The sequence below is a fragment of the Nocardia cyriacigeorgica genome (genome assembly GCF_005863245.1).
Lineage (GTDB): Bacteria > Actinomycetota > Actinomycetes > Mycobacteriales > Mycobacteriaceae > Nocardia > Nocardia cyriacigeorgica_C.
On sequence record NZ_VBUT01000007.1, the window covers coordinates 95,508 to 121,710 of the forward strand.

A 26,203-nucleotide genomic window follows, 5' to 3' on the forward strand; every position below is an offset into this window, starting at 1 on the left:
CGAGTCGAACCCGCGGCCCGGCGAGTCAGAGCAGGAATCGCACCATGTCCGCGGTACGGGCGAGACCGGGCAGCGCCTCCGGCGTGGATCGTGGATGCAGGGCGTGCACCGCGAGCCGGAACATCACCGCCCGCAACAACATCTGCGGCCACTCCGGCAGATCCGACCAGCGCTCCAGCAGCCCGTCGTCGGCACCACCCCACGACAGCGCGTCCACCACGACCACACCCGCCGCCCACGCCGCCGGGCGCCAATAGGGGGTGATATCGCTGAGGCCGGGAGTGTCGGCGCCGGAGAACAAGACCGTGCCGAACAGGTCACCGTGCACCAGCTGCGCCGGGGTATGCACCGGCTTACGCAGGGTGGCCAGCTGCCCGATCAGCTCCACGCTGTGCCTGCCGTCCGGTGACGTCGCGGGCAGCGTGCCGCCCGCGCGCAGGCTGCGCAGCGGCACCGGCTCCCAGGCAGCGCGGTCCGCGGCGACGAACACGTCGACGTCCATCCACGGCGCCACCGGCGGCTGCACCAGGAACCGCGGCCGTTCCAGATGCGCGGTGGCGGCATGCAATCGCAGCGACACCGACACCACCTCGTCGTGCCGGGGTTCGGGAATGCCCTCCAGGAAGGTGTCGGCGCGCCAGCCGGAGACCACATAGCGGCCGTCGGTGGCACGCACCGGACGGGCCAGGCGCAGCCCGTCCACCTTCAGCGTTTCCCGCACCTTGGCCGACCAGGCCGCCCTGGCGTGATCGGCGACCGGGCTGAGCACCACGTCACCGAGGCGCCAGCCGCCTTCCCAGTCGCCCAGCGCAATCGGCGTCACCTCGCGCAGGCCGAACGTGGCTCGCACATGCTCGGGAGGCTCCACAGATGTCACGGCCGTACCGTACTCCCGGCGACGCGCCCGAAACGGGCGCCGCGCCGAGATTGCCGGCGATGTGCCGGACCGCCGCTCAGTACACCGGTAGTGAGGGATCGACCTGGTTGGCCCAGGCGATCACACCGCCCTGGAGATGGGTGGCATCGGCGAAGCCCGCGCGCTTGAGCGCGGCCAGCGCCTCCGCGGACCGGATACCGGTCTTGCAGTGCAGCACGATCGGCCGGTTCTGCGGCAGCTCCGACAGCGCCTCACCGGACAGGATGCGGTCCTTCGGGATCAGCGTCGCACCCTCGATGTGCACGATGTCCCACTCCACCGGCTCACGCACGTCGACCAGATGCACCGGCTTGCCGGCGTCGAGCATCTCCTTGAGCTCGCGGGCGGTGATCGTGGAACCGGCGGCGGCCGCCTGGCCCTCCTCGCTCACCACACCGCAGAAGGCGTCGTAGTCGATCAGTTCGGTGATCGGCTGACGTTCCGGATCGCGGCGCAGCTTGATGGTCCGGTAGGTCATGTCCAGTGCGTCATAGACCATCAGCCGGCCCAGCAGCGGGTCGCCGATGCCGGTGATCAGCTTGATCGCCTCGGTCACCATGATCGACCCGATGGACGCGCACAGCACACCGAGCACACCGCCCTCGGCGCAGGAGGGAACCATGCCCGGCGGCGGGGCCTCCGGGTAGAGGTCGCGGTAGTTGATGCCGCGGCCGTCGGGGGCGTCCTCCCAGAACACCGACACCTGGCCCTCGAAGCGGTAGATCGAACCCCAGACATAGGGCTTGCCCGCCAGCACGGCGGCATCGTTGACCAGGTAACGGGTGGCGAAGTTGTCGGTGCCGTCGACGATCAGGTCGTATTCGGAGAACAGCTCGACGGCGTTGTCCGGCTCCAGCCGGATCTTGTGCAGCCGCACGTCGATGCCGGAGTTGATCTCCAGGATCGAATCGCGGGCACTGTCGGCCTTGGAGCGGCCGATATCGGATTCGCCGTGGATGATCTGACGTTGCAGATTGGACAGGTCGACCTCGTCGAACTCGACGATGCCGAGCGTGCCGACACCGGCGGCGGCCAGGTACAGCAGGGCAGGCGAGCCGAGCCCGCCGGCGCCGATCACCAGCACCTTGGCATTCTTCAGCCGCTTCTGCCCGTCCACACCCACATCGGGAATGATCAGGTGGCGGCTGTAACGGGCGACCTCGTCCCTGGTCAGCTCTGCGGCCGGCTCGACCAGTGGCGGCAGGGACTTCGGTGATGACACGTCCAGAACTCCTCGAATCGAATGGGCCGGTCACGATGCGTGTGGGCGCACGTCGTGGTGCGCTACCGGTGCAACACCGACGACACGGCCGTTTCTTCCCCGCCCATGGTCGCGCATCGGCGGGACCGGGCGGCAACCGGGCCGGGGCCCATGACTGCCGATGCGAGCGATTCAGCCGCGCGGGTACGGCCAGGGATTGAACCGGCAGCGCTTACCGTCCATCGGCACCACACCGTCGGGATCGAGGGTGGCGATGACGTTGTTCTCCACGCCGAAGGTTTGCTGCATCATCACCGGCGCCAGCCCGCCGTCGGTCTCACACGGCTGATGCTGGTGGTAGCCGATGGCGTGGCCGACCTCGTGGTTGACCAGGTATTGCCGGTAGGAGCCGATATCGCCCTCGAACGCCAGCGCGCCGCGCACCCAGCGGGCCTCCGACAACACCACCCGGCCCAGGTCGGAGTTGTAGCAGGAGGAGTCGATCTCGATCTCGAAACCGCATGCGGTGCGGGTCGTTTGACGCGAGGTGAGCGATACCCGGAAATCCGGCTCGCCCTGATCCACCCGGCGGAAGGCGAACTTGCGGTCATGAGTCCAGCTCTTCGGATTGGCCAGCGTGGAGTCGACCATCTTGGCCACCGAGGCGTCGCCGCCGTAGCCGGTGGTGTCGAGTCCGTCCTCGATCTCCACGGTGTAGCTGAACACGTACTGCTCGCCGATGCCGACCTGCGCGCTGGTCCCCGGCACCACCCGCCAGGTTCCTGCGCCGGTCTCCACGAACTGGCCGCCCTCGGGCAGCGCACCGGTGGGCAGATCATCCGGGAACTTGCCGTCACCGGGCGGGGCGCCGATGACGCCTTCACTGGCCGCGGGCGGGCTCAGCCGCCCGAATCCGGGTTCGCCCGCCGCGGGCGCGGGCTCGGGACCCGTGCGGATCGCGTCGACGACCACGATGAGCGTCACCGCGAACAGCACCGGCAACGCATACGCCCGCCACCCGTAGGTGGAGACGAATCGGCCGATGGCGCTCTGCTTCTTCACATCCCGCGACGGTCGCGGGGCCCGCGAGCGAGCCTTCTCATCCGGTGCGGTGGGGTCCCAGCGAGCGCGCAATGGTTGCCGCGAACGGTCGGAGGTGCCGGAGTCCGGCCATGCCACGGGGCTCGTCACTGCGGAACCGGAGTCCTCGGAACCATGGGGGCGGTGCGCATCGCGCCCGCCACCGGTCGGCTTTTCCGGTCGGTCGGTCACGGGAAAAGCCTCTCACAGTGCGAAAGACCGCGGCACCGGGCATTGCCGGGCCGGTAGATCACTGCGAGATTTCTCACCGATGGCTATGCATTCACCACCCCCATCGGAAAGTGTGACGCGAGCGGGTATCGTGCTGTGGATAACCCGGTGCACACCCCTTTTGCCGGGGAATCGACTGGGAGATCCGAAATGACTGACCTCGTGGACCGGATGACGTCCCGCAGAACGTCGTCCGAGGCCATGACCCCGGCCAAGCGCGGCACCAGGCTGCCGCGCGACGAACGACGCCAGCAGCTGCTCGCCGCTGCCAGTGAGGTGTTCGTACTGCGCGGCTACCACGCCGCGGGTATGGACGAGATCTCGCAATGCGCGGGCGTCAGCAAGCCGGTGCTCTACCAGCACTTCACCAGCAAGCTCGAGCTCTACGTCGCGGTGCTGCAGAACTACGTCGACATGCTGGTGTCGAGCGTGCGCCAGGCGCTGCGCTCCACCACCGACAACAAGCAGCGCGTACGCGCGGCGGTGCAGGCGTACTTCGACTTCGTCGACAACGAGATGCAGGGCTTCCGGCTCGTCTTCGAATCCGACCTGACCAGCGAACCGCAGGTGCAGCGTCGCGTGGAGCAGGCCACCGAGGCCTGTGTGGACGCCGTCTTCGATCTGGTGGCCCACGACTCCGGCCTCGACCCCTACCGCGCCCGCATCCTCGCCGTCGGCCTGGTCGGCGCGAGCCAATTCACCGCGCGCTACTGGCTGGAAGCCGACCGCCCGATCCCCAAGGACGAGGCCGTCGACACCACGGTCGCACTGGCATGGGGCGGGCTGTCCCACGTGCCACTGCACCCGATAGAGCAGGTGCTGCGCGCCCGCGACGAGCAGTAAGTTCAGGCATTAGACGAGATTATGGCCCCCACCAGAAACCTGGTGGGGGCCATAATCTTCTTCTGGACGACCTTGCCAGAGCGCGGAGAGGGTAACTCACCGGGCACGCCCGAAATCGGATCACAAGGTGACCGCCGGCCGCCGGCGTGGGTCTATACGGCTCTCAGTCTGGCCAAAATCGCGGAGAGGCGGACAGCGCTAGACGGCGGCGAAGCCTACGCGGCCACCGGTGGCGGTGCCGATCTCGACGTAGGCGACCTTCGCGGCCTGGATCAGGAACTTGCGGCCCTTCTCGTCGGTCAGCGCGACGACACCGCTGTCACCGCTGAGGGCACCGGACACCAGCGCCTCGACCTCGTCGGGGGTCTGCGAGCTGGTGATGACGAGCTCGCGCGGGCTATCCGAAATACCGATCTTGACCTCCACGGCCAACCTCCGAACATAGAGTCGTGTGCTGTCGCACCAAGGCTAATGCAGCCCCGCGGGGTGCAGGCACCTGACCGCCTGCGCTGTCAGCGAAACACCCGCACCGTGCGCGTCCGCTACTTCGGCTCGACGAGCTGGATGTCGAGTTCGACCTTGACCGCGTCGCTGAGCATGCCGGGCAGCGGGCCGCCGACACCGAAGTCGGTGCGCTTGATGGTGCCGGTCGCGGAGAATCCGGCATGGTTGTCGCCGGTGGCGCCGAACTCCTGCACCCCGCCCCATTCGACCTCGAGGGTGACCGGCTTGGTGATCTGACCGAGCGTCGCCTCGCCCTCGACGGTGAAGGTCTCCGCGATCCGCACCGGCTCGGTGGCGCGGAAGGTCAGCGTCGGGCGGTTGGCCACGTCGAGGAAGTCGGCGGTGCGGACGTGAGCGTCGCGGTCGGGGTTGCCGGTGTCGAAAGAGTCGAGGTAGATGGTGGCGCCGATGGTCGCGGCACCGGATTCGTCGACGACGAATTCGGTCTCGAACTTGGTGAAGCTGCCGCGCACCTTGGAGATGCCGAGGTGACGGATGGTGAACGCGACGGTCGAGTGCGCGGGATCCAGGGTCCAGGATCCGGGGCGCAGCTGCTGGGTAGCGGTGGTGGTCTCGGGTGTAGTCATGGCTTCCACCATGACCGGACCGCGGTCCGCTAACCAGACCGCCGTTATCCTGGCCCTGGCAGGGCGCGGATAAACCGCCCCCGACGAGGCACGATGGACGGCATGGCACGAAGCAGGTTCGCCGAATTCCTGGTCGCCCGGCGTGCGGAGCTACGCCCGGGCGATCTCGGGTTGCCCGAGGGTCGCCGTCGCCGCACCCCGGGTTTGCGCCGCGAGGAGGTCGCGGTGCGGGCAGGCGTCAGTGCCGACTATCTGGCTCGGCTGGAGCAGGGCCGCGACAACAATCCGTCGCCCGCGGTGGTGGAGGCGCTGGCCGACGCGTTGCTGCTGCGCGGTGAGGCGCGCTACCAGTTCAATATCCTCGCGCTGACCGCGGCCGACGGGTCGCGCTGTCCGGGCGGAGAGGCCGAGCCGGAGCAGGTGCCCGAGACCATCCAGCAGGTGCTGCGCGCGCTCGCGCCGACCCCCGCCTTCGTGGTCGGCAGGCAGTTGAACGTGCTCGACTGGAACGCCGCCTGGGCCGATTTCGCCGCACCGCTCGGGCTGCTCGACGATTCCTCGCCCAATCTCGCCCGGTTCACCTTTACTCATCCGGCCGCACGGCGGGTGCTGCGCAATTGGTCACAGGCCGCGGACGCGTTCGCGGCGGCCCTCAATCGCGCGATGGTGCGCTGGCCCGCCGACGACGCCCTGCGCGAGACGATCGATCGATTGCGCGGCCACCCGGACTTCGCCGAACGCTGGACCCCGCAACGACTCAACGAGCCGACCGTGCCGCTGCTGCGCTTCGACCATCCCGTGCTCGGTGACGTGGACGTGCCATTCGAGACCTTGGAAACCACCGGCGATCAGAGCCTGGTCGTCTGGCTCACCGACCGAGTCCAGGCCACCGGCCTGCACCTGGTCCGCGATCGCGCGGCCAACCAATAGCGGCGACCTAGAGCCCGAGCACCGCCATCCGTTCGGCGTGGCTGGCCTGCATGCGCTCGAAGAGGGTGGCGATGCCGTTGAGGTCGCCGGTGGCGGCGAGCACCAGTTCGGTGAGCTCGTCGCGCTGGGCCATCACGTACTGGGCCTGGGTGATCGCCTCGCCGAGCAGCCGGCGACCCCACAGCGTCAGCCGGTCGCGCTCGGAACGGCTGGCGGCCACCGCGCGGCGCACCTCGTCCACCACGAACTGCGAATGCCCGGTCTCGGCCAGCACATCGCGCACCACGGCGGCGACGTCGGGGCTGAGCACGCCGGCGATCTCGCGGTAGAAGTCGGCGGCGATGCCGTCACCGACGTAGAACTTCACCATCGACTCGAGCCACGTCGACGGGTCGGTGGAGGCGTGATAGGCGTCCAGGGCGCGCACGAACGGCGCCATCACCTCGAAGATGTCGGCCCCGCGCTCCGACAGCGCCGCCTCGAGCAGCGTGAAATGCTCCATTTCGGCGGCGGCCATCTTGGCCACCGCGACCTTGCCGCGCACGGTCGGCGAGAGCTTGGCCTCCTCGGCGAGCCGGTAGAACGCGGAGATCTCACCGTAGGCGAGCACCGCGAACAGATCGGTCACCCCGGGATGGTCGGCGGGAATGGACGGCGAAACCGGGCCGGTCGGCGAAACACCCAGCGCGGCAGGTGACTGTGCTCCCATGGGTCACCAGCGTAATACCCGGCGCGCGGCGCGTCGCGGCTCGACCCGTGCGCCAGCGCCGGGTACGCCGCCGCCGCCCGGTCAGGCCCCGGTGGCGAGGAATTTATCCAGGTAGGTCCAGGTCGTGTCGCGTGCGGTGGGACCGGTCAGGATGCCGAGATGGCTACCCGGCGCGGTTTCGTAGCGCACCGAGGCGGCGCCGCTGAGCGTGCGCAGTCCGGCTTCCACGGCGGCAGCCGGAGTGATGACGTCGCTCGGGCCGCCGACCAGCAGCACCGGCGCGGTGACGTCGGCGAGCGCGATGCGCCGCTGCCCCAGCCGGACCACGCCGCGGCCGATGTCGTTGTTCAGGATCAACCTGCCCCACAGCTGGCCGTAGAACCGGCCGGGATAGCCGGGCATCTCGGCCATGAACCGGTCGATGGTCTCCATCCGGGCCAGGGTCTCGGTGCGGGCGATATTGCTGGCGACGAACCACGGCCGCTTGAGTTCGCGTTCCCAAGCGGTGGCCCGGTAGGCGAGCCGGGTGAGTCCGGCCGGCACCCCGCCGGCCGCGCGCACGACCGTGGAAACCGCCTGGCCACCGGTCAGTTTGGCGACCGCGCGCAGCTGCGGGATGCCGGTCATCTTGTCGTAGTCCAGTGGCGCGCCGACCGCGGTGATCGACCGGATCGGCAGCTGCGTGTTCGCCGCGGCGGTCAGCAGGGACAGCGTGCCGCCCAGCGACCAGCCGATCAGATCGACGGGCGCGCCGCCGCGATCGGCCGAGGCGCGCAGCACGGCCTCGGGCAGGATGTCGTCGATCCAGTCCTCGAAGCCCATCCGGCGGTCGGCGAAGGTGATGTCGCCGTAGTCGACCAGGTACGGCGCGCGGCCGGTCTCCAGCAGGAACCGGGCCACACTCTGGTCCGGGCGCAGGTCGAAGCAGGTGGCGGGGGCGGCGAGCGGGGGCACGAGCAGCACCGCGGAATCGGCGTCGGCGGATGCGCCGTCGAAACGACGCAGCGTGCGATGGGGCTGATCCCACAGCACGGTCGACGGTGTCGGTTCCGGATCGGCCACACCGGAGCCGAAGGTCAGGGCCCAGGCGTTGCGCGCGGCGAGGGTGACGGTGTCTGCGATGCTCACCACAGCAATGTCTCACATCCGGTACCGCCGGTAACACCCACGGTGTGACGAACGGGGCCTCCGATGGCCCCGACTGTCGCCGATATCACCCATTCGCCACGCCCGATGAATTGCCTTGTCGCGCACTACCGATCGCGGGTCTACGCACCGAAAACGAACTAATGGCCTGGCGATTTTCGCGCCGGATTTCCGGGCGGAGCACAATATCACGCTACAATCACCACGGACAACGAAAATTTCGCGCCCGATCGAGTTACCCGATCATCCCCCGACACAGCTGTCGGCCCGGCGCGCAAGACGATGTCCACGGAAAATGTGCGCGCACCAGATCCGCGTCACCGATGCGCCGCGCCGATGTCTCCCAGGCAGCCCCCTCTCCGGCGGGTACCGCTGACATCCGGCAGCGACCGGTGAGTATCACAGGCGGATACGTGGTCGTCGCGGACCGGCCGGTCCGCCCCACGCCTCGTGCGCGCGTGACGCGATAACGAGGAAGGCACGAACCCTGAGCAAGATCACAGTCGAACAGGAACCGGGACTGGCGGACACCCTGCTGACGGCCGAACTGGACGAAACCCATACCGCCCCGACTTTCACCGAATTGGGGGTGCGCCCCGAAATCGTGCGCGCGCTCGGCGAGATGGGCATCGAACGCACTTTCGCCATCCAGGAACTCACCCTGCCGCTGGCGCTGGCCGGCGAAGACCTCATCGGCCAGGCCCGCACCGGCATGGGCAAGACCTTCGGATTCGGTGTTCCGCTGCTGCATCGCATCGCCACCGCCGAATCGGGCACCACCCCGCTGGACGGAACGCCGCGGGCGCTGGTCATCGTGCCCACCCGCGAACTCTGCATCCAGGTCACCAAGGACCTGGAAAACGCGGGCAAATACCTGACCAATCACCAGGGACCGCTGAAGGTGGTCTCGATTTACGGTGGCCGCCCGTACGAAGCGCAGATCGAGGCATTGCGCCATGGTGTCGACGTCGTCGTCGGCACCCCCGGCCGGCTGCTCGACCTGGCCAATCAGCAGCATCTGATTCTCGGCAAGGTCGGCGTGCTCGTGCTCGATGAGGCCGACGAAATGCTCGATCTGGGCTTCCTGCCCGATATCGAACGCATTTTGGGCATGGTCCCGGATAAACGGCAGACGATGCTGTTCTCGGCCACCATGCCGGGCCCGATCATCACCCTGGCCCGCACATTCCTCACCCGCCCGACCCATATCCGGGCCGAGGAGCCGCACGATTCCGCGGTGCACGATCGCACCGCCCAGTTCGTCTACCGGGCGCACGCGCTCGACAAGAGCGAATTGGTCGCCCGCGTGCTGCAGGCCGAGAGCCGCGGCGCCACCATGATCTTCACCCGCACCAAGCGCACCGCGCAGAAGGTGGCCGACGATCTGGCCGAACGCGGTTTCGCGGTCGGCGCGGTACACGGTGACCTCGGCCAGATCGCGCGCGAGAAGGCGCTGACGAAGTTCCGCAAGGGCACCATCGACGTGCTGGTCGCCACCGATGTGGCCGCCCGCGGCATCGATATCGACGACGTCACCCACGTCATCAACTATCAGTGCCCCGAGGACGAGAAGACCTACGTGCACCGCATCGGCCGTACCGGCCGCGCCGGCCGCACCGGCGTCGCGGTGACGTTGATCGACTGGGACGAACTCAACCGCTGGGCCGGCATCGACAAGGCCCTCGGCCTCGGCATCCCCGAGCCGGTCGAAACGTATTCGCGTTCACCGCATCTGTTCTCGGATCTGGGCATCCCGGAAGGTGTCACCGGCACCATCCGCAAGCCCAAGCCGGAACGCGACGAGGACGCCGAGGTCGTCGAGCGGCCCGAGCGCACCCCGCGCAAACGCAATCGCAGGCGCACCCGTGGCGGCAAGCCGATCGACGGCGAGGCCACCACGAGCACCGGCGACGCCGGCGAGCAGGGCGAGGCGGCGGCCGGTTCGGCTCCTGCCGAGGACGCTGCCGGTGACGACGGCGAACGTCCGGCGCGGCGCAGGCGTCGTCGGCGCAAGTCCACGGCCGAGGACGGCGCCGCCACCGGCACCGCCGAAGCCACCGGCGAGCCCAGCGACACCGCCGAGGCGACCAGCACGGCCGACGTGAACGGCGCTGCTGAGGCACGCACCGCCGAGGCGACAGCCGCCGAGACCACCGACACCGAGGCCGGCGGCGAGCAGCCCGCGCGTCGCAGGCGTCGCCGCCGCAAGCCGGCCGCCGAATCCGCGGAAGCCTCCGCCGATGCGGCCACGCCGGTCGAGTCGAACAGCACCGCAGGCGTCTCCGCCTGATCGAACACCCCCGAAATGCTGGTGGGCGCGAACCGCGCCCACCAGCATTTTTCGTCTGCGAGCAGTGGCGCGCGCCCACTCCCGGCACGCACCGGCGCCGCCGGCCGCCGGGCACGGCGATGTCATCGGCGCTCGCACCGATCCGCTAATCTCGCACACGTGCTCGCACCCGAGCGGCGGACCCGCGCCGACATCCTCATCGCGGTCGCGATCGCCCTCGTCCTGGCGATCGCGGCTCTGGTGGTGTGGATCCAATCGGATGCGCGCGGCACCGAGTCGGTCGTCGCCGATACCCCCGTCGACACCCCGCCTGCCGCGTCGGCGCTGCCCACCGCGCTGCGCGAACTCTGGCGCGCGCCCGATGGGGCGAGCACGGAGGCGCTCACCTCCGGTGGTGTGGTGGTCACCGCGGACGGCGGCACCGTCACCGGACGCGATCCGCGCACGGGAAACGAAATCTGGCACTACCGGCGCGATATCCCGCTGTGCGGCGTGCAAGCCCAGTTCGGCACCGTGATCGCGGTGTATCGCGACGATCGCGGATGCAGCCAGACCACCATGCTGCTCGGCTCGGACGGCTCGCGCACCACCGCCCGCAGCAGCGATATGGACTCCGAGATCGCACTGTCGGTCGACGGCACCTACGTGCTGGCACAGGGGCCGCGCCGGCTGGAGATGTGGCGTTCGGATCTGGTTCGCACCCTCGAGTACGGCCATGTCGAGGCCAAAGAGATCCCCAAATCCCAGCCGCGCCAGGGCTGTTCGCTGATATCGGCGAGCTCGAGCCCGTCCCGGCTCGCGGTACTGGAGCGCTGCCCCGGCGACGCCGCCAACCGGCTGACAGCCCTGGATCCGGCGCCCAAGGACTACCGCGTGCCCAAGGAATTCGGTTCCCGCGTGCTGAACGGACCCGGTGCCGATTCACCCGACGCGGAAGTGATCGCGGTGTCGGACAACAGGATCGTGGTCTACCTGCCGGGCACCACCGCACCCGAGCCCGCACCGCCACGGCTGGCAGTGTTCGATGCCACCGGCAATCCGCTGGTCTCACACGAACTTTCGGCTCCGCTGACCGAGACGACCACCACCACCCGGATCGGATCGGCCTATCTGGTGTTCACCGGCAACAGCCTGATCGCCTTGAATGCCAGTACCTTCGACCCGATGTGGACCGCCGCGGGCGCGCTCGGCGGACCCGCGTTGATGGCCGGTCACATCCTCATGCCGGTCGAGGGCGCCATTGCCGCACTCGACCCGGCCACGGGGGCGGAGACCACCCGTATTCCGGTGGAGCGCACGGGCTATGACGGCTCCCCCATCGCGCTCGGTGTGCTCGGCGACGTCGTACTCGAGCATCGCGGCGATCAGCTGGTGGCGTTCGGCTGAGCCCGTTTCTGTCGGTGCCTCGTGGCACACTCACCGCCATGCGCAGGGCAGCCACGAACCCCACCACAGCCCCGAGCCTGGGCAGCGCTGACCTGGAGGCGTCCGCCGGGCGCGGTGGCGGCGTCGACCGAGTGACACCGTCGCGATCCACCGACGGCCGCACCCCGCTCGAGCGCGGTGGCTCATGATGGATCACATGTCCGAACTCGAGCACGCCCGGCTGATCGTCCTGCGCCACGGGGAGACCACGTGGTCCGCGCAACGCAAACACACCAGCATCACCGACCTGCCGCTCACCGAGCGTGGCGAACAGCAGGCCCGCGCGGCCGGACAGCTGCTCACCGACCTGAAACTGCGCACCCCGCTCGTGTACACCAGCCCTCGGCTGCGCGCGACGCACACCGCGGAACTGGCCGGGCTCGCATCGGCCGTCATCGACACCGACCTGGCCGAATGGGATTACGGCGACTACGAGGGCCGCACCACCGCCGAGATCCGCGAGACGGTGCCCGGCTGGACGGTCTGGACCCACCCGGTGCCCGGCGGGGAATCCGCCGAGCAGGTCCGCGCCCGCGCCGACCGGGTCCTGTCCACCGTCACCGAACAGCTCGCCGAACGTGATGTGGTGCTGGTCGGGCACGGGCATTTCTCCCGCGTGCTCATCGCCCGCTGGTGTGAGTTCGAGGTGCGCGAAGGCCGCCGGTTCGCCATGTCGACCGGCGCGGTCAGCGTGCTCGGCTACGACCACGGCGCGGCCACCGTGCGCGGCCACAACCTCGTCCCGGCCGAGGAGTTGGCGCGATGACCGCCACCGCGATCCGCCGTGCGGTTCCCGAGGATGTGCCCGCCCTGGTCGAGCTGGTCTACGACCTGGCCGAATACGAGAAGGCCAGGCACGAGTGCACCCTCACCGCCGAACAACTGCGCACCGCGCTGTTCGGGCCCGCGCCCGCCCTGTTCGCCCATGTCGCCACCCTGGACGAGCAGGTCGTCGGGTGCGCCATCTGGTTCCTGAACTACTCCACCTGGGACGGTGTGCACGGCATCTACCTGGAGGATCTGTTCGTCAAGCCGCAGGCGCGCGGCACCGGGCTCGGTAAGGCGCTGATCGCGGCGCTGGCCGAGGAGGCTGTGCGCAACGGATACAGCCGGGTGTCCTGGTCGGTGCTCACCTGGAACACCCCGTCGATCGAGTTCTACGAATCCCTCGGCGCGGACGTCCAGGACGACTGGGTGGGCTACCGGCTGTCCGGTGCGGCGCTGACGGCCCTGGCCGGGAGTCGCTGATGCGGCTGTCGCTACCGCAGCGGTGGCCGGCCTCGGAAGCCGAGGCGAAGGCGATGCAGGACGAGCTGCGGCCACTGGTACGGGCCGAGAACCCGCGACCACCACGGTTTCGCACCATCGCCGGGCTCGACTCCGCCTACCACGATGACGGCACCGTCGCCGCCGCCATCGTCGTGGTGGATGCGCAGACCCTCGACACCGTCGACACCACCGTGGCCTACGGCACCGCCGCCTTCCCCTACATTCCCGGACTGCTCTCGTTCCGCGAGATGCCCACCACCGTCGCCGCGCTCGAACAGCTGACAACCACGCCCGACCTGCTGGTCTGTGATGCCCAGGGCCTGGCCCACCCGCGCCGCTTCGGGTTCGCCTGCCATGTCGGCCTCGTCACCGGGCTGCCGACGATCGGGGTGGCCAAATCCGCGTGGGGCGACTGCCCGGAACCGGGACCGGAGCGCGGCGCGCAGGCCGACATCACCATCGACGGCGAGATCGTCGGCCGGGTCCTGCGCACCCGCGCCGGAGTGAAGCCGGTGTTCGTCTCGGTGGGCCACCTGATCGACCTGGACACCGCCTGCGCTCAGGTGCTCGCGCTGACGCCGCACTACCGGCTGCCGGAGACGACTCGACGCGCCGATCACCTGTGCCGGCAGGCGCTGAAAGACGCGATCGCCCGCTGAGCCGATCGTGCCGGGGCTCGATCGTTCGATCAGCCGGATCGTCGGTGGTTCGCCTCGGGCACCTTCGATCCGGCCGACGGCGTGCGGGCAGGTTCGGAAGCGCCCCTCAGTCCGGGTCGATCCCGTACTCGCGCGCCATCCACCGACTGGTGGCCGGTGTGAACAACAACACCAGCGCACCGACCACCACCACGCCGAGCAAGGCGCCGTAGAACGGCTGATGGGAATCGGTCAGCAACGACCACACCACCGGCAACAGCAGCAGCTGCGCGATCACCGCGATGGCACGACCCCAGCGGTGGCCGAGCAGCAGACCGATGCCCGCCGCGAGCACCGCACCGCCCAGGATCACGAACCACGCGGCCGTGCCGTAACCGCTGGCCTGGCTCTGATCGTGACCGAGCAGACCACGCACCACCAGCACGATCGCCACCGTCACCGCGACGGCGCCCTCCAAGGCCACCAGCCCACCGGCGCCACGCACCGTGCCCGGCACCGTTCCGACGTCATCTCGCTCAGCCACCCGACCAGGGTAGGTCGCGGGCTCGACGGCCGTGGCATCGGCCGAACCGGTAACCCGGCTGAATTAAGGTGCGTAGGTGCGGACGTTGTTGATCGTGAATCCGAATGCCACCTCTACCACCGCGGCCACCAGGGATCTGCTGGCCCACGCGCTGGAGAGCCGGACGCAATTGACCGTCGCCCATACCCAGCATCGCGGCCATGCCGCCGAGCTCGCCCAGTGGGCGGCGACCAATGAGATGGATCTCATCGTGGTGCACGGCGGCGACGGCACCGTCAACGAGACGATCAACGGATTCCTGCCGCTGCCGCAGGTGGACGACGGTCAGGCGTGGCGGCCCAGGCTCGGGGTGATCCCCGGCGGCTCGGCCAATGTCTTCGCCCGCGCCCTCGGCCTGAAACCCGATCCGGTCGCGGCCACCAACCAGCTGATCGACCTGCTGTCGGTGAACGACGACCGCCGCATCGGGCTCGGCATCGCCGACGATCGATGGTTCTGCTTCAGCGCGGGAGTGGGCCTGGATGCCGACGTGTGCGAGGCCATCGACGCCAGTCGCGCGAACGGAAAAGCCGCCACTCCGGTGCGTTATCTGGCGACCACGGTGCGCCAGTTCTTCCGGGCCAAACGGCACAAGCCCGAGGCCACCGTCATCGTCCCCGGGCACGACCCGGTCGAGGGTGTGCATTACGCATTCGTGACCAACACCAGTCCGTGGACCTATCTGAACGCCACCCCGGTGCGCACCAACCCCGGTACCGCCTTCGAATCCGGGCTCGGTGTGTTCGCCATGCGATCCATGGCGTTGCTGCCGACGTTGCGGGTCGCGGGCCAACTTCTGGCACCGAACGGAAACCCGAAGTCACGCAAATTGTTTCGCGAAGACGACGTGGCGTCGGTGCGAATCGAGACCGATCAGGAGATCGGCCTGCAAATCGATGGCGACTTCATCGGCAAACGCAACGTGGTGGATTTCACCGCGGTCCCCGACGTGCTGGAAGTCGTCGCGCCGCGCCCTTCGTGAGACGCGCCGGAGTGAAAAACATCGCTGTTGTGCTGCGAAAACCCGGCGGAGCGAGTACAAAGGACCGGGCAAGCTCCCCTTGCGGGACCTTCAGAGCGTGAGCTTCCCCACGGTGACCTGGATACCTATTGACATCTACGGTGTTCGTGAAAGCATTCACAAGCAACCGTGCGGAAATCTTCAGGTCGCACAAGTGAACTATCCACAAACCATCGGCGCCATTTGTGGCGCCCAGTGAAGGAGCAGAGGAATGGACTGGCGCCACAAGGCCATCTGTCGCGACGAGGACCCCGAACTGTTCTTCCCGGTGGGTAACAGTGGTCCGGCGCTCGCGCAGATTGCCGATGCCAAGCTGGTCTGCGCTCGATGCCCCGTCACCGCCGACTGCCTGTCGTGGGCCCTGAAGTCCGGACAGGATGCCGGTGTGTGGGGAGGCATGAGCGAAGACGAGCGTCGGGCGCTCAAACGCCGCAACGCGCGCACCCGCACCCGCACGGTCGTCTGACCCTCGGTCAGACGAGCGATTCGGGCCCCAGCCCGGACCCGAATCGCATTCGGCCCGGCACCCGCAGAGGTGCCGGGCTTGTTGTTTGTCGGGCTGAAAACAGTCAGCGTCCTGAGCGCCGGCCCAACGGGACCCGCAGCACCGCGTCCGTGCCGATATCGGCACCGGGATGCAGGCCGATGGAACCGCCCAGTTCGGCCGTCACCAGCGTCCGCACGATCTGCAGGCCGAGCCGGTCGGAGGATTCCAGGCTGAAACCGGGGGGCAGGCCGCGGCCGTCGTCGCTGATGATGACGTCGAGCCAGCGCGCCGAACGCTCGGAACGAATCGTCACGGTGCCGTTCTCGCCGGCATCGAAGGCGTGCTCGATGGCGTTCTGCACCAGCTCGGTCAACACCATCACCAACGGTGTCGCCCGCTCCGCGGAGAACACACCGAGCGAACCCGCCCGGCGCACCTTGATCCGTGCGGTGTGCACGGTCGCGACGTCGGCCATGATCGGCAGCAGCCGGTCCACCACCTCATCGAGGTCGACCTCTTCGTCCACCGACATCGACAGCATCTCGTGCACCGAGGCGATGGAGGTGACGCGGCGGACCGATTCGGTCAGCGCGACCTGCGCCTCCTCGTTCTCGGTGCGGCGGGCCTGCAACCGCAGCAGCGCGGCCACGGTCTGCAAATTGTTCTTCACCCGGTGATGGATCTCCCGGATGGTGGCGTCCTTGCTCAGCAGCGCGCGGTCGCGGCGCTTGACCTCGGTGACATCGCGCACCAGCACCGCGGCACCGGCCAGCTCACCGTGCGGGCGCAGCACCAGCGTGCGCAACAGCACCGTCGCGCCCCTGGCCTCCACCTCCATCCGGCGCCCGGTGCGACCGGCCAGCGCGGCCTGGATATCGCCGACCACTTCCTGCGCGTCGAACGGATCGGTGATCAGCGAACGGGTGGTGACGGCCAGATCCTGCCCGGCCAGATCGGCTTGCAGGCCCATCCGGTGATAGGCCGAGAGCGCGTTGGGACTGGCATAGGTGACGATGCCCTCGGTGTCGAGCCGGATGAATCCGTCGCCGGCGCGCGGGCTGGAATGGGTGGCGGCGCGATCCTCGGTGGTCGGGAAGGTGCCGTCGGCGATCATCTGGCACAGATCGTCGGCGCAGGCCACATAGGCGATCTCCAGCGTGCTGCGCACCTTGGACCGTTGTAGATCGGTGTCGCGGCTCAGGACCGCGATCACGTCGTCGCCGCAGCGCACCGGAATGGCCTCGCGGATGGCGTCGACCGGATACGGGTGGTAGACGCCCTTGGCGTCGGCCTCACCGTCGGTGCGCACGATCCGGCCGGTGGTCAGGGCCTCGAAGACCTGCGGATGTTCGGTCCGCAGCGCCTGGGTCCCGACGAGATCCTCGTAGTGCACGGTGGGCGCGGTGGTGGGCCTGCACTGCGCCACACACACGATGTCGGCGCCATCGGTGACCGGCCCCGCACCCACCCACAACAGCAGATCGGCGAAGGACAGATCCGCGAGCAGCTGCCAATCCCCCACCACCCGTTGCAGATGATCCACCGCGACGCCGGGTAGATCGGTGTGTTCGGCCAGCAGCTCGCTCAGTGTCGCCATGATCGATCAGTCGCTTCGATTCCGCCGCGCGCTCAGGAGATGACGGCGATCAGATCGCCCTGCTGCAGGACCTGGCCCGGGGTGACCGCGATCGAGGTGACCTCGCCGCCGACCTCGGTGATCACCGGAATCTCCATCTTCATCGATTCGAGCAGCACCAGAGTCTGGTCATGGGTCACCCGGTCACCGATCGCGACCTCCACCGTCAGCACGGTCGAGACCATCTCCGCACGCACTTCCTCAGCCATGACACCCCGTTCGCCTCTGTTGTATGGGTCACCGCCGTGGGCGGTGAGGTCCCGCTGACGATATAGCCAATCACACTCCCGGCCACCGCCTTCGCCGAGGAATCCCCCGGCTGCCGTCGCGGGGGTGTGCGGTAGATTGGCACGGGCCCCGCACCGGCGGGGAGGATTCGTCTTTCCCCGTGCACGCGGGGGGACTATCCCAATTATCGACGAGTTCCCCGCGCAGGCGGGGGTGATCCGGGAGCTACCGATGGGTAAACGTGGCCGTAAGAAGCGCAGCCGCAAGGGCAACGCCGCCAACCATGGCAAGCGTCCGAACGCCTGACGCGCGTTCGCTCGGTCTTCGACCGAAACACGAGCGGCACGTCACTTCCTGACGGAAGGACGTGCCGCTCGTTCGTTTTCCGGGTACCGGACCCGCTCAGGACTCAGCCGACTCGATGCGGGTGGACTCCTGCCGCATCGTCACCGACCGGCGGATCTCCACGGTCAACCGCTCGCGCAGCGAATCCGGCGCGCGGTCGCCACCGCATTTGCGGCTGAGCAGGCCCTTGAGCTTCTCCTCGATGCCGTAGGCCTCGATGCACGGCGCGCAGTGATCCATATGGTGCTGTAGCCGCGCACGGGTCGAGTCGTCGCATTCACCGTCGAGCATCAGCCACACATCGGCGAGTACCGCCGTGCAGTCGAGCTCCATGTCGGGATCGTGCTCGGCGCTCACTGCTTGACCTCCTGGCGCACCGTGTCCGCGGTGGACGCGGACGTGTCGTCTGACGTGCCCCCGGCGCGGTTGAATCCACGTTCGCGCGCCACGTCGGCGAGCAAACCCTTCAATTGCTTACGGCCGCGATGCAGCCGGGACATCACCGTACCGATAGGAGTGCCCATGATGTCGGCGATCTCCTTGTACGGGAAGCCTTCGACGTCGGCGTAGTACACCGCCATCCGGAATTCCTCCGGCAGCTCCTGCAACGCGGCCTTGATGTCGTCGTCGGGCAGCGCGTCCAGCGCCTCCACCTCGGCCGAGCGCAGACCGGTCGAGGTGTGCTCGGCGGTCGCGGCCAGCTGCCAGTCGGTGATCTCGTCGGTCGGGTACTGCGCGGGCTGACGCTGCTTCTTGCGATAGGAGTTGATGTAGGTGTTGGTCAGGATCCGGTACAGCCAGGCACGCAGGTTGGTGCCCTCTTTGAAGGACTTGAAGCCCTGATACGCCTTGACGTAGGTCTCCTGCACCAGGTCCTCGGCGTCGGCCGGGTTCCTGGTCATCCGCAGCGCGGCGCCGTAGAGCTGGTCGAGCAGCGGGAGCGCGTCGCGCTCGAACCGCTGAGCCAGCGCGGTCGGATCCTCCGCCACGTCTTCGTCGCTCGTCACAGGTGTCCCTTCGATCGGCGTCCCCGCCAAATCTACCGGCACCACTGTTTCCGCCGGGAACCGAGCTTGCGGGACCTCGGTCCACACCGGGCGTTCTTCGACCAGAACGGGCAAAGCTCCTCCTTCATGAACTGCGCCGGACCAGCGCGGCGGCGGAATGCGAGCCGTCACGCACTCCACCGGAATCACGCGCGAGCGCTGTACCGATGCAACAGAGGAACCACCGGCCGTGTTCCCGCACCCGTGTCGACCGGTCGCCGGTGGCGTCGAATCCGGTAGGTGCGCCCATTCGAGGCCGGCGGGTGCCGGGAGGGGACGTGTATGCGGCGGCGGTGAAATCGGCTCGACAGGCGCCTTAGGGTGACCGGTATGGCACGAGCCTCAACCCCCGCCATCCGCACCCTGGTGCAGGCCGCGGTCGAGCACCGGGTGCACACCTACACTCACGACCCGCGCACCGACTCCTACGGCACCGAGGCGGTCGACGCGCTCGCGGCCGAGCTCGGCCTGGATCCCGGGCAGATCTTCAAGACCCTGGTGCTGGAACTGTCCACCGGGTCGCTGGCGGTTGCGGTGCTTCCGGTGCCGCGGAGCCTGTCGCTGAAGGCGGCCGCCGCCGCACTAGGCGCACCCAAAGCGGCTATGGCCGACCGGGCGAAGGCCGAGCGCAGCACCGGCTATGTGCTGGGCGGAATCTCACCGCTGGGCCAGCGCAAGGCGTTGCCGACCGTGGTGGACGCCTCGGCGAACCGCTGGGAACACATTCTGTGCAGTGCCGGCCGGCGTGGACTCGAGATCGAACTGGCACCGGCCGACCTGGCCCGATTGACCGGAGCGGTCATCGCGCCGGTCACCGCAGGCTGAAGCCGGTGGCCGCAGGCTGGAGCCGACGGCCGCGAGCTGAAATTCGGTGTCGCCGCGAAGGAAACACTGTGGCGCCACGCCGGTAAACCTCGCCTCGGGCGGTTCGGTGTGCGTCAATTGAAGCGCCAAGTTTCCGACCGATCCGAGGATGTGATGCGAATGTCTCCGCGCCAACGTCTGCGCACCACGATCGTCGCCCTGTCCGGGGCGTTGATCCTGGCCGCGGGCCCCGCGGTGCTGTCGGCCCCGGCCGCGGTCGCCGCGCCGCAGGGCGGCCAGCCCACCTACCCGTTCGACGGCGGGGAAGACGGCGGCACCGCCCACGAGCCGAAGAAGGACGAGCGCGCCCAGCGGGCCGAGGAATTCGGCGGCGGGCTCGCCAGCGAGGTCATCGACCTGGCCGCGAACATCCTCAAATGCGGTTTGAACGTCGTGACGCCGACGGTGGGTTGCTCGATCTGAGACGCGTGTGCAGTGTGTGACGGGCCGGGTCGTCCGGATACCGGATAGCCCGGTCCCGTCACTGTGTCCTGTCGCGGCCCGCTGCCGCGGACCCGCGGAGCCGCACCCGGCGCACAGGCGGGCGCATGGGTGGTGCGAGCGCCCGGATCACAGCAGGCTGATCTGCTCCGACTTCTCCTTGTCGTCGGCCGGTTCCAGCAGTTCCGGGCCGTTGTTGCGCACGCTGTTGACCAGTGGCGACACCGGCCGCGCGGTGATACCGGCGACCAGCTCCGGCGCCGGTGGTTCCAGCAGTTCTGCGGGCGCGGGATGATCCGGGTCCAGCCAGGCGTCCCAATGCTCACGCGGCATCGGCAATGGCATCCGATCGTGGATGCGGGTGAGATCGCCGATGGCGTCGGTGGTCAGGATCGTGCATGAGAGCAGCGGCTCGGATTCTGGCTGGGTCTTATCGCGCCACACCGACCACAGGCCCGCCATGTACAGCCGCGAACCATCCGCGTTCGACATGAAGTACGGGTGTTTGACCACCTTGCTCTTGGCGCCGGACGGATCCGGCTGCACCAGCCACTCGTACCAGCCGTCCATCGGCACCAGGCACCGGCGGTATTTCACCGCGTCCCGGAACGACGGTGTGGTGGCGGCCTTGTCGGCGCGCGCGTTGAACAGCGGTTTGCCCTTCACCGGCACGCCCGGTTCGGCCGCCTTGGTCCAATGCGGGATGAGACCCCAGCGCATGCGGCGGATCCGCAGGCGCGGGTCGTCGTCGGGGTGGTCGTGGTCGTGGCGTTCGACCACGGTGAGCACCTGCGTCGTCGGGGCGACGTTGTAGTTCGCGCCGCCGCGATCGGAGTTCTCCGGCCCGGTCTCCTCGCCGGTTTCATCGATCGCGTCGAGCTCGACCGCGAGCCGGCCGGGGTTGGTCGTCGTCGCATAGCGTCCGCACATATCCCGATAGTGCCACCGGGCACCGACATCGACAGCCGACTTCGTGCCGCACCGCGGATTCACGCCCCGGCGGGCCGCCCGGAATCCCGCGCCGACCTGGGGATCACTGCTAGCGTGAGCGGAATCTGACGAAGAGGAGAGATCCATGCTTCGATCCAGTTTCTTCCGCATCGGGATTGGCAGATTCTGCGCGGCCGTCGCGCTCGGCGTCCTCACCGCCACCGCAGTGCCCGCTGTCGCCGCCGCACAGGATCCGCGACCACCGGTCGACCTGAACACCTCGGTGGCGGGTTCCACCATCGACTACACCATCGACAACATCCCCAACCGGCGCGATACGTTCCCGGTCATCCGTGGCGAATGCACCACCGCGGTGGTGAACGTCCTCGTCGCCGCGCCGATCCTCGCGCCCGCCGCCATCGACACCCTCAGCGGACGTGAGCCGGATGTGTTCGCGCTGTTGCAGCGCCTGATCGCCGAGGGCGCGCTCGCGGCGGGACCGCGGATCCAGTTCGCTTCCGCGACCGGGCAGATCAGCGGATCGTTCACCGATATCCCGCGTGGGGTCTATGTGGTGGGCACGACCTGCAATATCGACCCGATCAGTGGCGAATTCGATCCGAATCTGTTCGATTTCTCGCCCGCCGTGGTCGTCGACCTACGCTCGGGCTCAACTGCTCCGGCGCCCGCTCCCGTTCCCTGAACGCTCGAACCCTGCTGTGACGAACGGGTTCCCACCGAGGGAATGCTCGCCGATGCCGGGATCGAGGCGCGGAAGGCGCGCATACTGACGGGGATGACGCCGGAGAGGGCCGAATCGATCGGCCCGAACTGGTGACACCCTGAGAGTAATGCCATAACATTCTCTCAACGAGTCGGAGGGTTTCCTCCGGCCCGCTCGGCATGCGCCCGACAAGCCACGCCACCACCCAGCGCCCAGGCGGACCGTCCGGGCGCCCGGCACGAGGAGCCCCTGTGACAACGACCGACGCCGCCCCCGCGGAAAAGGTGCTCACCTCGGTCGATCCCGCCTCCGGCGCGACCCTGGCCACCTACCCCATCGCCGACGACGACGCCGTCCGCGCCGCCGTCGCCACCGCCCGCAAGGCCGCCGAGACCTGGGCCGCACTCGATTTCGACGAGCGCCGTAAAGCGCTGCTGCGCTGGTCGAGCCGGCTGGTCGCCGATTCCGACGAGTTCTGCGCGCTGATCCACGCTGAGAACGGCAAACCGCTCGACGACGCCTTCCTCGAACTCATGCTCGCCCTCGAGCACATCGCCTGGGCGGCCAAGCACGCCAAGAAGGTGCTCGCGCCCAAGAAGATCTCCCCCGGCGCGCTGATGTCGAACTTCTCGGCCCGGCTCGAGCAGCGCCCGCTGGGCGTGGTCGGTGTGATCGGCCCGTGGAACTATCCCGTCTACACCCCCAACGGTTCCATCGCCTACGCGCTCGCCGCGGGCAACACCGTGGTGTTCAAGCCGAGCGAGTACTCCACCGGCATCGGCAATTTCCTCGCCGAAGCGTTCACCAAGGCCAACCCGGACCTGCCCGAGGGCGTGTTCAGCACGATCAACGGCTACGGCGCGACCGGCGCGGCGCTGGTGCGGGCGGGTGTGGACAAGATCGCGTTCACCGGCTCGCCCGGCACCGGCCGCAAGATCATGGCCGCAGCCGCCGAGTCGCTCACCCCGGTGCTGCTGGAATGCGGCGGTAAAGACGCGGTGATTGTGGCGCCGGACGCAAATGTGAAAGCCGCGGCCGACGCGGTGGCCTGGGGCGCTACCTCCAACAGCGGCCAGACCTGCGCGGGTGTCGAGCGGGTATATGTGCATCGGTCGATTCGCGACGAATTCGTCGCCGAAGTGCGCCGCATCCTCGCCGAGGTCAAGCCCGGCGCCGAGGCCGGCGCCAACTATGGGCCGATGACGATGCCCAGCCAGGTCGACATCGTGCGCCGCCACATCGACGACGCCATCGCCAAGGGTGCGACCGCCGTGGTCGGCGGCCCGGAATCGGTCAAGGCGCCGTTCATCGAGCCGGTCGTGCTGCTCGACGCTCCCGAGGATTCGGCTGCGGTCAAGGAGGAGACCTTCGGACCCACCATGACCATCCGCACCGTCGACAGCGTCGACGAGGCGATCGCCCTGGCCAACGACTCCACCTACAGCCTCGGCTCGGCGGTGTACTCGCGCAAACAGGGCCTCGAGATCGCCCGCCGGCTGCGCGCCGGGGCCACCTCGGTGAACTCGGTGCTCGGCTTCGCCGCCATTCCTGGACTGCCCTTCGGCGGCAGCGGCGATTCCGGCATCGGGCGTATCCACGGCGAACAGGGCCTGCGCGAATTCGTCAGCCCCCATTCGATCGCGATCCAGCGGTTCAGCATCCCCGGCATGGCCCTGCTCAGCTACTCCCGCACCCAGTCGACCATGAAACTTCTGCGTCGCCTGGTGCCGGTGTTGCACGGGAGACACACGTAACAGATCGGGCGGATTCCACGCCGCCCGTGTATCCGCGCCGCACATAAGCGAAGATGGACTGGTGAATTTCTGGCCAGCGCCCCATGTCGACGCCCCCGTGCACGCGACCGTGACCCTGCCCGGATCGAAATCGATCACCAACAGAGCATTGATCCTGGCCGCCCTCGCCGAGGGGCCGTCGACGATCACCGGTGCGCTGCGCAGCCGCGACACCAACCTGATGATCGACGCACTGCGGGCCCTCGGCGTCCGCATCGACGGCGACGCCGAAACCCTCACCGTCACGCCGGGCGAGCTGCGTGGCGGTGCCGTCGACTGCGGGCTGGCGGGCACGGTGATGCGGTTCCTGCCGCCGCTGGCCACCCTCGCCACCGGTGCGGTGGCCTTCGACGGGGACGCGCAGGCCAGGGTCCGGCCGCTGCGCACCATCCTGGACGCGCTGCGCGGGCTCGGCGCGCGGATCGATGGCGACGCGCTGCCGTTCACCGTGCACGGCAGCGGATCGCTGCGCGGCGGCGCGGTCACCATCGACGCGTCGGGCTCCTCGCAGTTCGTTTCCGGCCTGCTGTTGTCGGCCGCGCGCTTCGAGGAGGGCATCACCGTCCATCACGACGGCAAGGCGCTGCCGTCGATGCCGCATATCGAGATGACGGTGGAGATGCTGCGCCGCGCCGACGTCGAGGTGGAGGCTCCCGCCGACAGTCGCAAGGCGCAGACCTGGACGGTGGCGCCGGGCGCTATCGCCGCCGTGGACTGGGATGTCGAACCGGACCTGTCGAACGCGACGCCGTTCCTGGCCGCTGCGGCGGTCACCGGCGGCAGCGTCAGCATTCCGCACTGGCCGCGGCTGACCACCCAGCCCGGCGACGTCATCCGCGAGATCCTGGTGCGGATGGGCGCCGAGGCGCGCATCTTCGATGGTGTGCTGACCGTCAACGGGCCGGACCGGCTCGCGGGCATCGATATCGACCTGCACGATGTCGGTGAGCTCACCCCCACCGTCGCCGCGCTGGCCGCCCTCGCCGATTCGCCGTCCTATCTGCGCGGCATCGCGCATCTGCGGGGGCACGAGACCGACCGGCTGGCCGCGCTGTCCACCGAGATCAACCGGCTCGGCGGCAATGTCACCGAAACCGAGGACGGGCTCGAGATCGTCCCCGCGCCGCTCACCGGCGGGCAGTGGCATTCCTACGCCGACCACCGGATGGCCACCGCGGGCGCCATTCTCGGTCTCACCGTGCCGGGGATCGAGATCGAAGACATCGGAACCACCGCGAAAACCCTGCCGAACTTCGTGGCGCTGTGGGAGCGGATGCTCGATCCCGCCGATCAGGGAGCGGTGCGCTGAGCCGGCGCGGCCGCTCCCTCGCCGGCTACGACGAATCCGATGTGCGGGTGCGTCCCGGCAAGAGCTCGCGTCCGCGCACCAAGACCCGCCCGCAGCACAACGATGCCGAAGCCGCCATGGTGGTGTCGGTCGACCGTGGCCGCTGGGGTTGTGTGCTCGACGGCGATCCGGACCGTCTGATCGTCGCCATGCGGGCGCGCGAGCTCGGCCGCACGCCGATCGTCGTCGGCGATCAGGTCGACGTCGTCGGGGACCTGTCCGGTAAGCCCGACACCCTGGCCAGGATCGTGCGCGTCGCCGAGCGGCGAACGGTGTTGCGCCGCACCGCCGATGACACCGACCCCTTCGAACGGGTGGTGGTCGGCAATGCCGAACGCCTGTTCATCGTCGTCGCGCTGGCCGATCCGCCACCACGCACCGGTTTCGTGGAACGTGCCATGGTCGCCGCGTATGCCGGTGGCCTGCAACCGATTCTGTGCCTGACCAAACACGATCTGGCCGCCGACTCCGAATTCGCCGCCCTCTTCGACGATCTCGAGCTCACCATCGTCTACGGCGGCATCGACGATCCCATCGAGCCGGTGCTCGAGCTGCTCACCGGCCACCTCACCGCCTTCATCGGCCATTCCGGTGTCGGCAAATCCACCCTCGTCAACCGGCTGGTCCCCGATGCCGACCGTGCCGTCGGCGAGGTCTCCGGCGTCGGCAAAGGCAAACACACCTCCACCCAATCGGTCGCGCTGCCGCTACCGGGCGGCGGCTGGGTGATCGACACCCCCGGCGTGCGCTCCTTCGGCCTGGCTCACATCACCCCCGACGACGTCATCGCCGCGTTCACCGACCTCGCCGACGCGATCGAAGACTGCCCGCGCGGCTGCACCCACCTGGGCCCACCCGCCGATCCGGAGTGCGCACTGGACCAACTGCCCGGCAAGGAACGCCGCGTGGCGGCGATTCGTCAGCTGCTGACGGCGTTGAATTCCAACGATCACTGGTAGTCGGGCGCAGGGCCGCCCATCGCATCTGT

Annotated in this window: 29 protein-coding genes; 16 read left to right on the forward strand and 13 right to left on the reverse strand. The window is 68.7% G+C overall.

All coding sequences use genetic code 11. The features are described 5' to 3' along the window. Positions 1-25: 25 nt before the first annotated feature. From FEK34_RS18765 to FEK34_RS18775, 3 genes are all read right to left on the reverse strand, one after another. Complete coding sequence (locus FEK34_RS18765; protein WP_138449332.1) at positions 26-877, reverse strand: TIGR02569 family protein; 852 nt, start codon at positions 875-877, stop codon at positions 26-28. A 76-nt stretch (positions 878-953) separates the two neighbouring features. After that, the gene (gene moeZ / locus FEK34_RS18770) at positions 954-2,138 is read right to left on the reverse strand and encodes an adenylyltransferase/sulfurtransferase MoeZ (protein ID WP_138449334.1); all 1,185 of its coding nucleotides are present in this window, start codon (positions 2,136-2,138) and stop codon (positions 954-956) included. A gap of 171 nt (positions 2,139-2,309) precedes the next feature. Then, positions 2,310-3,389, reverse strand: a complete 1,080-nt coding sequence (locus tag FEK34_RS18775; RefSeq protein ID WP_432760963.1) for a DUF3152 domain-containing protein — start codon at positions 3,387-3,389, stop codon at positions 2,310-2,312. Positions 3,390-3,578: 189 nt separating this feature from the next. On the opposite strand from FEK34_RS18775, the gene FEK34_RS18780 reads away from it, so the two are divergent. Continuing rightward, positions 3,579-4,271 (forward strand): TetR/AcrR family transcriptional regulator, encoded by a 693-nt coding sequence (locus FEK34_RS18780; protein WP_036539112.1) that lies wholly within the window; start codon positions 3,579-3,581, stop codon positions 4,269-4,271. Positions 4,272-4,469: 198 nt separating this feature from the next. On the opposite strand, the gene FEK34_RS18785 is transcribed toward FEK34_RS18780, so the two are convergent. Beyond that, on the reverse strand, positions 4,470-4,697 hold the full coding sequence (locus FEK34_RS18785) for a DUF3107 domain-containing protein (RefSeq protein WP_138449335.1): 228 nt from the start codon (positions 4,695-4,697) through the stop codon (positions 4,470-4,472). A 116-nt stretch (positions 4,698-4,813) separates the two neighbouring features. Then, positions 4,814-5,362, reverse strand: coding sequence for a YceI family protein (locus FEK34_RS18790; RefSeq protein ID WP_138449337.1), 549 nt, complete (start codon positions 5,360-5,362; stop codon positions 4,814-4,816). A 102-nt stretch (positions 5,363-5,464) separates the two neighbouring features. Here FEK34_RS18790 and FEK34_RS18795 point away from each other — a divergent pair, with 102 nt between their 5' ends. Continuing rightward, positions 5,465-6,292, forward strand: coding sequence for a helix-turn-helix transcriptional regulator (locus FEK34_RS18795; protein ID WP_249359386.1), 828 nt, complete (start codon positions 5,465-5,467; stop codon positions 6,290-6,292). Positions 6,293-6,299: 7 nt separating this feature from the next. On the opposite strand, the gene FEK34_RS18800 is transcribed toward FEK34_RS18795, so the two are convergent. Further along, positions 6,300-7,001 (reverse strand): ferritin-like fold-containing protein, encoded by a 702-nt coding sequence (locus FEK34_RS18800; RefSeq protein WP_138449341.1) that lies wholly within the window; start codon positions 6,999-7,001, stop codon positions 6,300-6,302. A gap of 81 nt (positions 7,002-7,082) precedes the next feature. Further along, positions 7,083-8,129: an alpha/beta hydrolase gene (locus tag FEK34_RS18805; RefSeq protein WP_138449342.1), complete on the reverse strand. Its 1,047-nt coding sequence runs from the start codon at positions 8,127-8,129 to the stop codon at positions 7,083-7,085. A gap of 484 nt (positions 8,130-8,613) precedes the next feature. Here FEK34_RS18805 and FEK34_RS18810 point away from each other — a divergent pair, with 484 nt between their 5' ends. The 5 genes from FEK34_RS18810 to FEK34_RS18830 all read left to right on the forward strand — a co-directional run bounded on the left by FEK34_RS18810 (position 8,614) and on the right by FEK34_RS18830 (position 13,790). Next, positions 8,614-10,437: a DEAD/DEAH box helicase gene (locus FEK34_RS18810; RefSeq protein WP_138449344.1), complete on the forward strand. Its 1,824-nt coding sequence runs from the start codon at positions 8,614-8,616 to the stop codon at positions 10,435-10,437. 159 nt (positions 10,438-10,596) lie between these two features. Beyond that, a complete protein-coding gene (locus FEK34_RS18815; RefSeq protein ID WP_138449346.1) occupies positions 10,597-11,823 on the forward strand; it encodes an Rv3212 family protein in 1,227 nt (408 codons plus the stop codon). Positions 11,824-12,019: 196 nt separating this feature from the next. Continuing rightward, positions 12,020-12,628, forward strand: a complete 609-nt coding sequence (locus tag FEK34_RS18820; protein WP_432760964.1) for an acid phosphatase — start codon at positions 12,020-12,022, stop codon at positions 12,626-12,628. After that, complete coding sequence (locus FEK34_RS18825) at positions 12,625-13,110, forward strand: GNAT family N-acetyltransferase (protein ID WP_138449350.1); 486 nt, start codon at positions 12,625-12,627, stop codon at positions 13,108-13,110. The genes FEK34_RS18820 and FEK34_RS18825 overlap by 4 nt, the downstream gene beginning before the upstream one ends. Further along, positions 13,110-13,790 (forward strand): endonuclease V, encoded by a 681-nt coding sequence (locus FEK34_RS18830; RefSeq protein ID WP_138449352.1) that lies wholly within the window; start codon positions 13,110-13,112, stop codon positions 13,788-13,790. Before FEK34_RS18825 ends, FEK34_RS18830 begins: the two co-directional genes overlap by 1 nt. A gap of 106 nt (positions 13,791-13,896) precedes the next feature. On the opposite strand, the gene FEK34_RS18835 is transcribed toward FEK34_RS18830, so the two are convergent. Further along, on the reverse strand, positions 13,897-14,313 hold the full coding sequence (locus FEK34_RS18835; protein WP_036539136.1) for a hypothetical protein: 417 nt from the start codon (positions 14,311-14,313) through the stop codon (positions 13,897-13,899). Positions 14,314-14,389: 76 nt separating this feature from the next. Here FEK34_RS18835 and FEK34_RS18840 point away from each other — a divergent pair, with 76 nt between their 5' ends. Further along, positions 14,390-15,334, forward strand: a complete 945-nt coding sequence (locus FEK34_RS18840) for a diacylglycerol/lipid kinase family protein (protein WP_048833595.1) — start codon at positions 14,390-14,392, stop codon at positions 15,332-15,334. Between the two features lie 250 nt (positions 15,335-15,584). Then, a complete protein-coding gene (locus FEK34_RS18845; RefSeq protein ID WP_011211115.1) occupies positions 15,585-15,839 on the forward strand; it encodes a WhiB family transcriptional regulator in 255 nt (84 codons plus the stop codon). A 103-nt stretch (positions 15,840-15,942) separates the two neighbouring features. Here FEK34_RS18845 and FEK34_RS18850 read toward each other — a convergent pair whose 3' ends face one another. Then, positions 15,943-17,457: a sensor histidine kinase gene (locus FEK34_RS18850; RefSeq protein WP_014352519.1), complete on the reverse strand. Its 1,515-nt coding sequence runs from the start codon at positions 17,455-17,457 to the stop codon at positions 15,943-15,945. A 32-nt stretch (positions 17,458-17,489) separates the two neighbouring features. Further along, positions 17,490-17,705 (reverse strand): biotin/lipoyl-binding carrier protein, encoded by a 216-nt coding sequence (locus FEK34_RS18855; protein ID WP_138449354.1) that lies wholly within the window; start codon positions 17,703-17,705, stop codon positions 17,490-17,492. Between the two features lie 250 nt (positions 17,706-17,955). Between FEK34_RS18855 and FEK34_RS31390 the strand changes: the two genes are divergently transcribed. Next, positions 17,956-18,030, forward strand: a complete 75-nt coding sequence (locus tag FEK34_RS31390) for a 50S ribosomal protein bL37 (protein WP_022597109.1) — start codon at positions 17,956-17,958, stop codon at positions 18,028-18,030. Between the two features lie 96 nt (positions 18,031-18,126). Here the strand turns inward: FEK34_RS31390 and rsrA are convergent, their stop codons facing one another. Together rsrA and FEK34_RS18865 are read right to left on the reverse strand one after the other, a co-directional pair. Beyond that, on the reverse strand, positions 18,127-18,426 hold the full coding sequence (gene rsrA / locus FEK34_RS18860; RefSeq protein WP_014352522.1) for a mycothiol system anti-sigma-R factor: 300 nt from the start codon (positions 18,424-18,426) through the stop codon (positions 18,127-18,129). Next, entirely contained in the window at positions 18,423-19,076 is a 654-nt protein-coding gene (locus FEK34_RS18865; protein ID WP_014352523.1) for a sigma-70 family RNA polymerase sigma factor, read from the reverse strand. Before FEK34_RS18865 ends, rsrA begins: the two co-directional genes overlap by 4 nt. A 369-nt stretch (positions 19,077-19,445) precedes the next feature. Here FEK34_RS18865 and ybaK point away from each other — a divergent pair, with 369 nt between their 5' ends. Further along, the gene (gene ybaK / locus FEK34_RS18870) at positions 19,446-19,940 is read left to right on the forward strand and encodes a Cys-tRNA(Pro) deacylase (protein WP_138449358.1); all 495 of its coding nucleotides are present in this window, start codon (positions 19,446-19,448) and stop codon (positions 19,938-19,940) included. 153 nt (positions 19,941-20,093) lie between these two features. After that, positions 20,094-20,402 (forward strand): hypothetical protein, encoded by a 309-nt coding sequence (locus tag FEK34_RS18875; RefSeq protein WP_138449360.1) that lies wholly within the window; start codon positions 20,094-20,096, stop codon positions 20,400-20,402. A 147-nt stretch (positions 20,403-20,549) separates the two neighbouring features. Here the strand turns inward: FEK34_RS18875 and FEK34_RS18880 are convergent, their stop codons facing one another. Continuing rightward, complete coding sequence (locus FEK34_RS18880; RefSeq protein ID WP_138449362.1) at positions 20,550-21,350, reverse strand: SOS response-associated peptidase; 801 nt, start codon at positions 21,348-21,350, stop codon at positions 20,550-20,552. A gap of 145 nt (positions 21,351-21,495) precedes the next feature. On the opposite strand from FEK34_RS18880, the gene FEK34_RS18885 reads away from it, so the two are divergent. The 4 genes from FEK34_RS18885 (at position 21,496) to rsgA (ending at position 26,174) form a co-directional block, all read left to right on the forward strand. Then, a complete protein-coding gene (locus tag FEK34_RS18885) occupies positions 21,496-22,053 on the forward strand; it encodes a hypothetical protein (protein WP_138449364.1) in 558 nt (185 codons plus the stop codon). Positions 22,054-22,325: 272 nt separating this feature from the next. Further along, positions 22,326-23,828, forward strand: coding sequence for an aldehyde dehydrogenase family protein (locus tag FEK34_RS18890; RefSeq protein ID WP_138449366.1), 1,503 nt, complete (start codon positions 22,326-22,328; stop codon positions 23,826-23,828). 61 nt (positions 23,829-23,889) lie between these two features. After that, on the forward strand, positions 23,890-25,176 hold the full coding sequence (gene aroA, locus FEK34_RS18895; RefSeq protein ID WP_138449368.1) for a 3-phosphoshikimate 1-carboxyvinyltransferase: 1,287 nt from the start codon (positions 23,890-23,892) through the stop codon (positions 25,174-25,176). Then, complete coding sequence (rsgA, locus tag FEK34_RS18900) at positions 25,173-26,174, forward strand: ribosome small subunit-dependent GTPase A (protein ID WP_138449855.1); 1,002 nt, start codon at positions 25,173-25,175, stop codon at positions 26,172-26,174. The genes aroA and rsgA overlap by 4 nt, the downstream gene beginning before the upstream one ends. The last annotated feature ends 29 nt before the right edge of the window (positions 26,175-26,203 follow it).